Raw genomic sequence first — 13,852 nt, forward strand, 5'->3', positions numbered from 1 at the left:
GTCAGCCACAATAGTTGTGGCGTTGTTAGCCCGTCTGTCACAAGCCTTGTTATTAGCATGCTTTGCTCGGTAACCTCGTAGGCTTTTATTGCGTCTAAGCTCTCTTGATATGGTACTGGGACTTCTGTTTAACGCCCTCGCTATAAAATTAATACTATGTTTTGCCCCTTTAAGGACATAAATCTGGTATCGTTCACCTAGGCTTAGATGTGTATAGCTCATGGTTGCAATCTCACTTTGGTCGGTGGATAAAAACTTTGATGCTAGCGCATCTAGGTCTTTTTTTCACCTTGCATTTGGTATTGCACTTCATGTGTTAATCTAAGAAATAAAAGAATTCGTTGAATATATTAGTATATATAGTCAGACCCCCAATGATGTTAATATCACCTAAAAAGAAAACTTTTGAACTGATATTTATTCTTATTAAGGGATAGCTTTAAAGTTAATATCGATAGCGAAGAAAGATTCAATATTAGAGTAAACCCAATATTATTTAAAACTATTATTTATTAGGTGGCATACACCCCAATACTATGGTGCCCGAAATAACATTAACCTCTCCATTACAATGGATTTATTTTACACTGATGATTCGAAAAAGACCTAAATACTATCACTTGTATAGTGTAGAAGACTTAGGTATGAAATCACTTTTCTCAGATGGTATTGTTAATATTCGGGTTTGAGGGTTTCAATTAAAGAGAAACATCAAATTCTATAATCTCTTCAATAAATTTAGCTTCGATAGGTGATAAAGCGCGGTCTTTATGCCAAAAAAGATATACGGGTATATCAGCAATACCTTCGTTTGGCGGCAAACGTCTGAGCTTAGACTCTAGGTGCGTTGCGGCAATAAACTGGTCAGGTAGCGCACCAATGCCATAGCCGGTATAAATCAGGCGCACCGCTTCATCTAAATTGTTGGTATAAGCACTAATGCGACCAGTAATATCATGGTTTTCTTTAAATACCGTAATTGGCGAAAGCACATCACCAATATCTTCACTATTAAAAGCTATAAAATCTTCTTTTAATAGACTGTCAAAACTCAAATCAGGCACTGAAAATAGAGGATGATGGTAGCCGCAGTATAGATAATATCGCTGAGTAAATAATAATTGCTGATTAAGGATTTCTGGGATATGTCGGGCTAAGCAGATACCCACAGCAGGCGTCTTTTGTTTGAGGTTATTTAAAATATCCATACTTGATTTTACTGTCAAATCTAAAGTGATATTTGGATATTTTTTTTTGAAATATACTAAAAAATCATTGTATTTTGGATTATGGAGTCGACTGGCGACCAGCAATTTAATCTCGCCTTCTAAGAGATGTGAATTGCTACCCTTCATAGCCTCAATTGAGGTTATTTCTGTAAATATCGTTTGGGCAACTTGAAGACAGTAATGACCGATGGGTGTAAGCTCTAACGGTTTGGTATTACGAATGACCAGCTGACTTTCGAGCTGCTCTTCAAGCTTTTTAAGGTTTTGACTGACCGCTGATTGGGTAATATTTAAGCGATTTGCAGCTGTACTAATACTCCCTTCCTCATAGATAACAATTAATACATGAAGTAATGTCCAATTCAAGCTATCGGCTAATTTCTGTTGCAGCATGGTAGTTTCAGCACTTATACTCTAGATATATTGATAACCAATCAACATGAAAGGCCTGCTAAAAACACAGAGGATTTAGTTTTTATGATACTCATCCAGCCTGTGAATGTTTAACGCACCTTTCATCATTGTCCTCAGCTTATAATACAATATAGCTAGAGATAACGGGACTGTATAAACGCTTATTTATTATATAGCTTAAAATTTACGAACTCATTCATCCCACAAGGACCAAGCTCGCGGCCAAAACCTGAGCGCTTAACACCACCAAAAGGCATTTCAGCTGCTGTCCCCGGTGCTTGATTAAACGTCACCATACCAACATTCAGCCGCTCGGCGATTGCTTGTCCACGTGCCATATCTTGCGTATGAATACATGCTCCTAGACCAAATGGCGTATCGTTAGCAAGCCTTATAGCCTCCTCAATATCAAGCGCTTTATATACGACAGCTACTGGTCCAAACAGCTCATCATGATAGGCTTGCATATCTGGGGTTACGTCAGCTAATAGCGCAGGTTTAAACCATGCCCCCGATTTTGCTATCTGTCCACCAGCTACTAGCACTGTAGCACCTTGCGTTATGGCATTATCATATTGTGCTTGAATAATCTCTAAAGCTTGGCTCGAGGATAATGGTCCTAAAAAAGTCTCTTTGCATAGAGGATCAGCAGGCTCTAACGATTCAACTTTATGGGTTAATTTTTCTACAAATTCCTCATAAATATCCGCTTGTAGAATAATACGTTTTGCGGCGTTACATGCTTGATCGATATCTGCATCTGCATCTGCATCTGCATCTGCTAAGACTATAAAAGGATCCGAACCTCCTAATTCAAGTAACACCTTTAGGTAAGCCTGCTTGTGCCAATATAGTAGTAATAGCTACAGCAGACTCTGGACATGAGGGCACATGCTTCAACACCATCGCATTACCTAACATCAAGTTCGGTGCAATAAATCTTGCTACCTGATAATGAGAGTACTTCCATGGCATGATGCCCAGCAATACTCCGATAGGTTCTTTTTTTACTACGGCGTTTTGAGCATTAGGCAAATCTGCTGTCGGCAAAAACTCCTCACCATACTTGCCATAATAGCGAAATATTTCACTGACTAATGCAAGCTCTCCCTCACCTTGCACCACAGGCTTACCCATTTCGCGTGCCATAATTTTCGCTAAGGCTTCCCGTTGCTTGTCATACAGATCAGCAATATTAGTTAATATGCGTACACGCGAGTTGATATCAATTGTACGCCACTCCTGATAAGCATCATTTGATTCGGTAATGATAGCCTGTACTTCGTGATCAAAATGGTTGACATATTGCTTTTCGATCTCGCCAGTCGCCGGATTCGTTACTTAATAGCTTGTCATAATACTTCCTTGTTATGAATAATTATTAGCATAAGATATTAATTAGATTGACAGCTAGGGCGTTAACTCATCAGGATCAGTAATCACGTGCAACAATACCGTTTTACGTTCTTTTGTGACGACATGTATCGCCTCAGTGACACTCGCTTTAATATCGTTATTGCTAGTGATTCGTATGCCATGTGCTCCAAAGGCGTTAGCGAGTGCTGCAAAGTCAGGATTTTGTAGCTGCGTACCAGATACCCTATCAGGATAATGTGCTTCTTGATGTTGACGGATAGTACCAAACTGCTGATTGTCCATCAAAATAATTAAAACAGGAGCATTATAACGAATGGATGTTGATAATTCCGCTTCATTCATCATAAATTCGCCATCGCCAGTGATCACAATCGATAGGCGTTCTGGCGACTCTAAAGCAGCAACAATACCTGAAGGCAAGCTATAGCCCATCGCGCCATTTCTGGTACTGAGCTGACTTGGGAAAGTATGCGTAGGCAGATAACGCTGCGCCCATAAACAATGATTGCCAGCGCCAAAACTATAGACAGTATCGGTAGGTAACTGCTCAGTAAGTGCTTCGATAACTTGAGTCATACTGGCATATTTCTGATAAGTATCTTTTTTCTCTACATTGTCAATTGCTGCGAGCGTTTCTGGAAACGCGCAGTCTTTTCGTTGCTGTTCATGACAATACTTAAACCAACTATCACGCGACTCTGAGGCTGTTATTGACGCTTGGCTGATTGCTTTGATAAAGCTAATAGGGCTGGCGACGATATGCTCAGTCACTGAGCCACTATGACCGCGCAAACTGGTGTCTAAATTAACAATATAATTGGGTTTATCAAATGACTGGCGCAATTTATAGCCATCACTAGCGACATCACCTAACACAGTACCTATCGTCAGCAGTATATCAGCCGTTTCAATAAGAGCGGCACACTCATCTGAGCGCCCGTAACCTAGATAACCTGCGTGGGCAGGAGAATCAAAAGCCACTCTGTCTGAGGCCCGCCAATCATGAATAACAGGAATACAATTGTCTTCGGCAAACTTCGTTAGCTGTACAGAAGCCTCTGTCGTCCAATTTTGTCCTCCTGCAAAAATCAGTGGCTTTTCAGCAGCCGATAAGGCATTTAATATGACATCAAGATTGTCATTGCATACAGCGCCTTCAGCAACAGGTATCACTGGATGCAATTGCCCATGAAACTCCTGCTGAATGATGTCTTCAGGCAGTCCCACCACGACAGGGCCTGGTCGCCCTTCTAAAGCTGCATGAAATGCTTTTGCCACAATCTCAGATGCTCTTGACACTTCATCTAATATGAATACACGCTTACACTGACTAGAGAACCACTGCTTAGGGTCAAATTCTTGAAACGACTCACGGTCTCTATCGGCAACAGGAATGAGCCCAACGAACAATATAAGTGGTACACCATCCTGCCATGCAGTATGAATACCAGTATAAGCTTGCGCCGCGCCCGGTCCACGGGTCACCATGGCAATACCTGGCTGACCCGTAAACTTACCATGAGCATCTGCCATATAGGTACAAGCGGCTTCGTGTCGGCATACAACTGTTTGGATATCAGCGTTATATAATCCATCTAATACCGAGAGATAACTCTCACCAGGAACGACATAGGTGCGACTGACCCCATGTAATTGCAGACTATCTACGATCGCTTGACCACCATGGATTATATTATTCATTATTAGTCCCTTAATTTTTTTAACGAGCCGGTTAAATGTAATTTTTTTCTAGTCTTATCACTACAACTGTTAGGTTATAGCCTATTAAAATCACTAATTATTTTTCTGTGTATTAGACAGTAAAAAAACCTAATAAATTAGCGATAAATAGCAAAGCAATACCTGTTAGGAAAATTAGCCCCACGATTGCCCATATGTTCATTACGGTAGATAATTTTTTATGATCTTTAATTAATACATAGTTCAGTCCGCCAACAATAGGTGCAGCAATAAAAGCAGCTATCATTGCAAATTTAAGCATTGAGCCAAGTTGACCGGTAAAGAAGATAATGATGATCAATCCTCCAACAATAGCGTAGGTTGTCCAGAAGAATATTTGTTTATTAGTAATCTCTTTATTACCTTTGAAAAGTCGTAAGCATTCAGAATTTGCGCGCGCTGTTCCGTCTGCACTTGTGAGTGTGGTACCAAACATACACATGAAAGCCACGAAAGCCACGAGGAATTTAGACCATTCACCGATAGTAGCTGTATACATGTTAATTAGTTGACCAACGTAATCACTACCTGCTGTTTGGATCTCTTGACCTGAGCCATATTGAACAAATACTCCTAGCGCTAAAAACACTAACGCCAGAACTGTAGAGACTGAATACCCTACGTTAAAATCAATCAGACCTTGACGATGAGTGGTATTTTCAGCCTTAATTTTTGCAGATATCCACATTGAGTTAATTGCAGAAAACTCCATTGGTGCAGGCATCCATCCCATTAGAGCGACAAGAAAACCTAAAGTCGCTAGATTCCAAGGTGACGTTGCAACAAAGTCTGCTGTCATAACAGTAGGTTTTCCTGCGGCCATAATGACAGCGACAAGAGAGCCAAACGTCAGAGCGATAATAATCCACTTATTAACGCTATCAAGCAGCTTGTAATGCCCTGCAACCAAAAACACCCAAGAAATACCCATTACAATAACAGATAGTGTAATAGTTGATAGCTCAAGGCTAGCAGGTAGCATAAACCCTAGAATAGCAGCACAAAGTAAAGCTACAGCGCCCGTACCTACTACCGACGCAAACATAGACAAAAAAAGATAAACGCCCAAGTAAACTTTTGATTTTTTATAGTAACCAGCGATTAAAGATTCACCAGTACCATAAACATAGTCGGTACCAAAGCGAAAAAATGGATACTTTAATAGATTAGTTATTATTATAAGACCTGCAAGCTGCCAACCATAAGTTGCCCCAGCTTGAGTGGAAGATATTAAATGCGAGCCACCGATAGCTGCAGATGCCAATAAGATACCTGGACCAAGGGTGCGCCAACTGAAGTTGTTTTGCACATCGCTATTAATCGAAGTAGAAGTTAATTGTTTAGACATAACAGCCTCGCACTAGTAATAGTAAAAAACGAAGTCTGACTATCGGCTGCACTTACTGCTTTAAAATAAATCTCGGCATAACCGAGCATTTTTAGAATTGAAACCCTCATACTCAACATCCTTGTTGTTTTTAATTAATCAAATCTTAGCCATGTCTAATCAATTTAAATGCCTTAAATGTCATAACTTGTGTCATTCGTCGCTAATGACACAAAAATAACCAGACAAATCGAAATTGGAAAACCCACGAATATAGGATGCAAACCGAATGGGTGGCCGAGGATTTGCCAAATTACTGCTACAATAAGACCAACCCACATTGCCAATGTTCCACCTAATCGAGTTGCTTTTTTCCAGAACAATCCAGCAAGGACTGGCGCTAGTAAACTTGATACTAACATAGCTGCACCTGTCACCCACAAGCTGACTAACTGAGGGATATATAGCGCTAAGAATAAAGAGAAAACTGAAACCAATACAACTGAAACGCGACTATATTTTAATAGGCGACTATCCAAATCAGGTGTTTCTTCGAGTCTTGGTTTAATGATATCGTTTATAATTGAAGAGGCACCTGCCATACAGAAAGAATCAGCTGTTGATATTACTGTTGCAAGTAGAGCAATAATCATAACCACAACCATCGGAAAGCTAAATACTTCGCCAATAATTGTATAATAAGTAAGGCTTGCTTCAATCTCACCTAGATTCAGTCCAAAACGCCCCATAACACCGGTTGAAATAATAAAAACGCCTGTTATAAACGTCAAAATAATTGAAATCCAGTAACCATTTCTAGCTATCTTAGCGCTTCCGGCAGCCCAAAATCTCTGCCACAAGTCTTGTCTCACAAATTGATAAGCCCCAATAGTTAATAAGTAAACCAAAACTTCTGAAGGGGCTATACCAAGAATACTTAAAAAGTCATTCTGATTGGCAAGCGCAGCTTGTCTAGATACTTCTTGCAAGCCACCGGAAGCTATGATGACCGTTACAAAAAGCACAAAAATACCAATGGTTTGTATCGTTCCATGAAACGCATCTTGCCAAATGACTGACTTCATTCCCCCATAATATGTCTTTAAGGTAAGCAAAACCCAACTGATTAAAATACCTGTCGTTATATCTAACCCCATTGTTAGATTAAGTACGGTAGCAATGGCTGCAAATTGCATTCCGGTTAACGAACAATTAGCAACCAAGACACTAATAACAGTAGGAATTCGAGCGCCCTCACCAAACCTCAAAACTGTGAAATCTGCAATCGTTACCATGTGATATTTTTCGCCAAGGATACGAATCTTCTTTAACAAGAACCCAAGTGTAAGTATGCCTGAAATGGCAATTGCTAGATTGAGCCATTGCTGACCCATTCCATATAAGAAGCCGTTTTGCATGAAACCTAATAATGTCGCACCACCAACTGCAGTCCCTACAAAAGTTAAAACCAGAGGGAATATTGATACAGATCTTCCCGCAACGTTATAATCATCGTAGGTTCTAATACTTGTCTTATGAATATAAAAAGACACTCCAAATAGAAAGAAGAAATATACCACCACCAAAGAACCTAAAATCAAACGTTCAGTTGAACCATACATACTTTGCTCCCTCTTTTTTTATCTGTTGAATTCCTTTTAACAGATATTGCTCGCTTTTTAGTTGTTGATTATATCTTTTGAGAGAAACCCAGAGATAAAAGCTTGTAGGTTCTCATTAAGCTTTTCTATGCAATACCCTCCTTCAACCAGCACAATAATAGGTTTATTTAGTGTTTTAAGTTTCTGTGCGAGGGTTTTAAAACCTTCCGTACTAACGTTACATTTGGCTTGTGGATCATCTTTATAGATATCAAACCCTAAGACATGAACAATAACATCTGGGTTAAACAGTTTTAAAGTTTCGATTGAGCGATCAACATAATGAAAAAATCCAGCTTCATCTGTACCGTGCGGCATCGGAAAATTGATGTTATAGCCATAACCCTCTCCCTCACCTCTCTCATGCTCATGACCAGCGACTACAGGATAGAAATTGATGGGGCTACCGTGTACAGAAGTGTATAGCACATCTTTACGGTGATAAAATATTTCTTGAATACCTTGACCGTGGTGCATATCTGTATCGATGATGGCAATCTTTTGAAATTTTTGACGAAGATACTGCGCAATGATGGCTGCATTATTTAGATAACAAAAACCACCTGCTGCGTTTTTACGAGCATGATGACCTGCAGGTCTGGTCAGACATATTTGCACATTATTTTGATTATGGTTTTGATTGACTTCATCCTTTAATAAGGCATCAGCAGCGTTTAGTGCCGTTTGAGCTGACCAATAAATAGAGGTCCATGAATGCTTGCCAATGGGAGCACTTCCATCGGCTTGATATTTCGCCGCTTTTGCTAAGATTCCAAGACCAGAATTATTCTGAATATAAACGGTCGTCTGAACTTCCTCGCCCATTTCCTCATCGACAGCCATCCACTCATCATAGCCGTGCTTTAAAAAATCAACATAATCCAAATCATGTACGGCTAAAATCGGCGCGATTCCTATATCTTTAGCGGTCGTTACTGCTAAGCCTAAATCTTTTGGTGCCTTCAAAAGCTCAACCAATCGCTCAGGTTTTTCTTGAGGCTCACGCATTTTTCCACGCGAGAAATAGGTCTTTGGATGATGAAGCTTTTGCTTTTCATGGCTATAAATTTTCATGCTGTACATTTCCTTGTTTCTAAAAAACTTATTTTTTGGCGAATAAGCGTGTTAACTGCCTATCAAAATCATTGACACGTTTTAAAAGCACTTGAGAATTCATATTAAAAAATCTAATACCTCTCTCATGATTATCTCGTTCTATCTCGTTCTATCTCGTTGTAGGCAATCTCGTTGTAGGCGGCACCAAATCTGATACTTAATAACATTCAATTAATATATGTTGCTGAAAAGCGACAGTCAAACGTTATAAATTAATAGCGGATATAAGTATAGCTAATGCCCGTTAAGTCAGTATTTGTTAAGTCTATTTAAGAAATCAGATTGAAATCACTCTTATGACAAGAACTGTCAAGAAGACAGCTACAATAAAAAAATTAGTGAGGATTAATTGCAGAATAAATAACGCGTAGGAGATACGGTAATTTGTTGTAGACGATGCTAAATAAGATAAATACTTTGAATGTATACACTAGACTGGTACAAATTTTGCTTGCTGTGCCGACGCTGCTCAATGCTGCGAAAAATCTATATCAGTTACACTGTGTCTCTTTTATAGTGACTTAACGGTATTTGACGTGACAATTAATTTTTTTAGCTCAAAGGACTAGGACGTGTCCTCAATTCAATCGATGGACATCTAAATGGACTAAAAATGAGAACACGCCCTAATTGGATACACTATCGATAAAAATAGATGGGTGAGTTGATTTATAGGGCTCGAAATCAAAAACCTTATACTAAGAGATTATCAGATTCGTCAGTGAAAGCTTTATTTAAAAATAAAGCTTACAGCTCTCCTGCAAACTGATAACGATCTCCTGCATGCCACATTTTTACAAAGGTCAGTACTTGCCCTGCTGAATACGTCCGACGTCGCAGCACCAATGTCGGTGAATTTACAGGAATTTGCAAAGCCTTAGCAATCTCTTCAGGAGCCGCTAATGCCTGAATGATATAGCTACCACGCTCAAGTGGGCTCTTGGCAATGAGGTAGTCACTGGTGTTTACCACATTAAAATCCTGCTCAATAAAATCTGGTACTTTTATCGCATCCACCCAACGTTCTTCAAACTGAATCGGCTGACCATCAGCGAAATGAATGATCTTTACTTCATATAAAATAGCTGCTTCATTGCTATCAGTAGTGCTAATAGAGTCCTTTAAATCAGAAACCACAAATTCTTCGTCAATATTAAACTTGTCTCGCATTTCATCGTCTAACATGCTTGCAGTAACAATACGTTTACTCACAACATGAGCTTGGTAATTGCGATTGGCAGATTTTAAATCTTGGGCTATATTGCGCACTTCTACAAAGGTATGATTGAACTGCTGCTGAGCAACAAACGTCCCTGACCCTTGTCTACGTTCTAATACCCGCTCCTCGCTCAATTCTTTTAAGGCGCGGTTTACGGTCATTCGCGACACACCAAACTCTTTTGCCAATGCCATTTCGGTGGAGATGGCTTCACCTGCCTGCCATTTACCCGAATGGATATTATCCAATATGGCGCTTTTAATCCGCTGATATGCTGGAACTGCTTTCGTCATTTCACGCTTCACCTTTGTCATGCTCATCTTTAAATGCTGACTGCAAACTGTGCAAGTGCTGACATAATATCATGAGAATTATTATAATCACTATTAGCACAGCCTTTCGAGCAAGCTGACCTTATGAATAGGTTGGCTACTATAAAAAAACCTTGCATGAAAAAATAATTACTGATAATTTGTATATACAACTTTACGTTAGTGCAAATAAATTTAGCATACTGACCGTGAAAAGCTCATTTTGATTACCACATTGTCTCAACAGATATCACAAGGATAGGCTCATGACCACTAATAATGGATTAAATAAAACCCCTGAATATACTCGCCGTGACGAGAGTCGCAATATCGCAGCGCCGACTGGCAGTACGCTGAATTGCAAGAGCTGGTTGACCGAAGCGCCTTATCGTATGCTACAAAACAACCTACACCCTGATGTGGCCGAAAACCCAAAAAGCTTGGTTGTATATGGCGGTATCGGACGCGCCGCTCGTAACTGGGAAAGCTATGATCAAATCCTAGAGTCACTCAAAGAATTAGAAGACGATGAGACATTGTTAGTGCAATCTGGCAAGCCGGTTGGCGTCTTTCAAACTCATGAAAATGCGCCGCGTGTATTGATTGCCAACTCTAACCTTGTACCGCGCTGGGCAACGTGGGAGCATTTCAACGAACTGGATCGTAAAGACTTATTGATGTACGGTCAGATGACTGCGGGTAGTTGGATCTATATCGGTACCCAAGGTATCGTTCAAGGTACTTATGAAACCTTTGTCGAAGCAGGTCGCCAGCATTATAACGGTAGCTGGGCAGGACGTTGGATTTTGACTGCTGGTCTTGGTGGTATGGGCGGTGCGCAGCCATTGGCCGCGACTTTTGGTGGCGCAACCTCTCTAAACATCGAATGCCAACAGTCGAGTATTAATTTTCGCTTGCGTACCGGCTATGTCGATAAGCAAGCTGATGACCTAGACCATGCTTATGAGCTCATCAAGCAGCATACTGCCGCAGGCGAAGCCGTTTCTATCGCCTTACTTGGCAATGCCGCTGATATCTTGCCTGAGATGGTCAAGCGTGCCAATGCCGGTGAAATCAAACCTGATTTGGTGACCGACCAAACATCAGCCCACGATTTAATCAATGGCTATCTACCAAGTGGCTGGACGATTGAGGAATGGAAGTCAGCACAAGAAAACCCTGAGCAACATGCAGCGCTAACCAAAGCCGCTGCTCAGTCTTGTGCCGTACACGTACAGGCGATGCTAGATCTACAAGCCATGGGTATCCCAACGACCGATTATGGCAATAACATCCGTCAGGTGGCTTTTGATCAAGGGGTAAAAGACGCCTTTAGTTTCCCAGGTTTTGTCCCTGCTTATATACGTCCGCTGTTTTGCCAAGGTAAAGGGCCATTCCGCTGGGTCGCATTATCAGGGGATCCAGAAGATATCTACAAAACCGATCAAAAGATTAAAGAGCTTTTCCCTGAAAACACCCATATCCATCGCTGGCTTGATATGGCAAAAGAGCGCATTCAATTCCAAGGTCTGCCAGCCCGTATATGCTGGTTAGGTCTTGGTGAGCGTGATAAAGCGGGTCTTGCCTTTAATGAGATGGTCAGAAACGGCGAGCTAAAAGGCCCTATCGTTATCGGTCGTGACCATTTGGATACTGGCTCTGTTGCCAGTCCAAACCGCGAAACCGAAAGCATGAAAGATGGCTCAGATGCGGTCTCTGACTGGGCATTATTAAATGGCATGCTCAATGTCGCAGGCGGCGCCACTTGGGTGTCATTGCATCATGGCGGCGGCGTTGGTATGGGTTACTCGCAACACTCAGGCATGGTCATCGTCGCTGATGGTACAGATAGCGCTGCCAAGCGCTTGTCACGCGTACTGGTCAATGACTGCGGCTCAGGTATCATGCGTCATGCCGATGCTGGCTACGAGCTGGCGATTAAAACTGCTCAGGATTATGGTCTAAATCTACCGATGATTAAGTAGTTTTCATAGAAAAACAGACAACATGATTTTATCAAGGACGATAATATGACCAAGCAAGATACTATAAACCTTGGGCAAACTGAGCAAGATGCCAACACCATGCCGGATACAACCGCGTCAGAGACCCTGCTATCAAAACCTATTGCCCTACTACAGCTGATTGTATTTAGTACGATAGGTTTGGTGATGTTTTTTGTCCCTTTTACCATTGGTGACAAAAGTACGATTCTGTTCGACCATGGAGCCACCTATCTGGTCAATCAGCAGCATACATTATCTGTGACCTTATTATTTGTGCTGATGATATTTGGGGTGAGCAAACCATTTATCGATGGCTCATGGCGTAAAAATATCACGCATAAAATTTTAACGGTTTTTAAAGTGCTCGGCTTAGTGCTAGCCGTGATGTATATCACCGGTAACGCGCCAGCCTTTATGATGGAAAAGGATATGCTGCCGTTTTTATTTGAAAAACTGGCATTACCTGTTGGTATGATTGTGCCGCTTGGGGCATTGATTCTGGCGTTCTTAGTGGGTTTTGGTTTGCTTGAGATGGTTGGTGTATTGATGCAGCCGATCATGAAACCTATCTGGAAAACGCCTGGCGCATCAGCGATTGATGCCGTTGCCTCTTTTGTGGGCAGTTACTCAATTGGGCTATTAATTACCAATCGTGTTTATCTACAAAAGCAGTATTCTGCGCGTGAAGCTATTATCATTGCCACAGGTTTTTCTACCGTGTCTGCCGCATTTATGGTCATTGTCGCCAAAACATTGGGACTGATGGAATTTTGGAATCTATTTTTTTGGTCAACGCTAGTGATTACCTTTATCGTTACCGCCATCACTGCCCGCATTCCACCAATTAGTCTATTTGATAATGAAGTAGATCGTCCAAATTTAGACTATAAAAGAGGCGCGCGTCTAAAAGCAGCTTATGAGCTGGGTTTATCCACGTCACGCCATGCATCGGATTTTAAACACATTCTATGGACTAACTTTCGTGATGGTTTGATCATGGCGGCAGCGATTGTGCCCTCTATCATCGCCGTTGGACTCACTGGTTTATTATTGGCCAAGTATACGCCCGTATTTGACGCCCTAGGACTGCTACTTTATCCCTTTACTTGGTTGGGCGGTTTGCCAGAGCCGCTCGTCGCTGCCAAAGGCATGTCAGCAGGATTGGCTGAGATGTTCTTGCCGGCATTATTGCTCAGTGAAGCGGATATGTTGACCCGTTACGTCGCAGGCGTCATCTCTATTAGCAGTGTGCTGTTTTTTTCTGCCATGATTCCTTGTGTACTAGCAACTGAAATTCCCATCTCTGTTGGCAAAATGGTCATCGTTTGGTTCCAGCGTGTGGCACTTAGTATATTGTTGGCAGCAGCTTTTGGACATTTGGCAATATCGTTTGGTTGGATAAGTTAAGATAAATTGCACCTATTAATACACTCACAACATCACTACCCCACC

At 41.2% G+C, this 13,852-nt stretch carries 9 protein-coding genes and 1 pseudogene; 2 read left to right on the plus strand and 8 right to left on the minus strand.

From position 1 onward, the window contains the following. From A7325_RS14245 to A7325_RS07535, 8 genes and pseudogenes are all read right to left on the minus strand, one after another. The coding region (locus A7325_RS14245; RefSeq protein ID WP_156508513.1) for a helix-turn-helix domain-containing protein at positions 1-222 on the minus strand (222 nt) is incomplete at its 3' end. A 476-nt stretch (positions 223-698) separates the two neighbouring features. Beyond that, positions 699-1,622, minus strand: a complete 924-nt coding sequence (locus A7325_RS07505; protein WP_068406463.1) for a LysR family transcriptional regulator — start codon at positions 1,620-1,622, stop codon at positions 699-701. Positions 1,623-1,804: 182 nt separating this feature from the next. After that, positions 1,805-2,960, minus strand: a pseudogene (locus tag A7325_RS07510) (aldehyde dehydrogenase family protein). 93 nt (positions 2,961-3,053) lie between these two features. After that, positions 3,054-4,721 carry a thiamine pyrophosphate-dependent enzyme gene (locus tag A7325_RS07515; RefSeq protein ID WP_197488883.1) on the minus strand — a complete coding sequence of 556 codons (1,668 nt, stop codon included), beginning with the start codon at positions 4,719-4,721 and terminating at the stop codon, positions 3,054-3,056. 112 nt (positions 4,722-4,833) lie between these two features. Beyond that, the gene (locus tag A7325_RS07520; RefSeq protein ID WP_068406464.1) at positions 4,834-6,108 is read right to left on the minus strand and encodes an NRAMP family divalent metal transporter; all 1,275 of its coding nucleotides are present in this window, start codon (positions 6,106-6,108) and stop codon (positions 4,834-4,836) included. 173 nt (positions 6,109-6,281) lie between these two features. Further along, positions 6,282-7,709 carry a sodium:solute symporter family protein gene (locus tag A7325_RS07525; protein WP_068406467.1) on the minus strand — a complete coding sequence of 476 codons (1,428 nt, stop codon included), beginning with the start codon at positions 7,707-7,709 and terminating at the stop codon, positions 6,282-6,284. 57 nt (positions 7,710-7,766) lie between these two features. Beyond that, positions 7,767-8,822, minus strand: coding sequence for a histone deacetylase family protein (locus A7325_RS07530; protein WP_068406468.1), 1,056 nt, complete (start codon positions 8,820-8,822; stop codon positions 7,767-7,769). A 789-nt stretch (positions 8,823-9,611) separates the two neighbouring features. Continuing rightward, positions 9,612-10,376, minus strand: a complete 765-nt coding sequence (locus A7325_RS07535) for a UTRA domain-containing protein (protein WP_068406506.1) — start codon at positions 10,374-10,376, stop codon at positions 9,612-9,614. Positions 10,377-10,660: 284 nt separating this feature from the next. Here A7325_RS07535 and hutU point away from each other — a divergent pair, with 284 nt between their 5' ends. Next, positions 10,661-12,379 carry a urocanate hydratase gene (gene hutU, locus A7325_RS07540; protein ID WP_068406469.1) on the plus strand — a complete coding sequence of 573 codons (1,719 nt, stop codon included), beginning with the start codon at positions 10,661-10,663 and terminating at the stop codon, positions 12,377-12,379. Positions 12,380-12,424: 45 nt separating this feature from the next. After that, positions 12,425-13,807 carry a YjiH family protein gene (locus A7325_RS07545; RefSeq protein WP_068406472.1) on the plus strand — a complete coding sequence of 461 codons (1,383 nt, stop codon included), beginning with the start codon at positions 12,425-12,427 and terminating at the stop codon, positions 13,805-13,807. The last annotated feature ends 45 nt before the right edge of the window (positions 13,808-13,852 follow it).

Origin of the sequence: Psychrobacter sp. SHUES1, from assembly GCF_001652315.1 — a bacterium.
Taxonomy (GTDB): domain Bacteria; phylum Pseudomonadota; class Gammaproteobacteria; order Pseudomonadales; family Moraxellaceae; genus Psychrobacter; species Psychrobacter faecalis.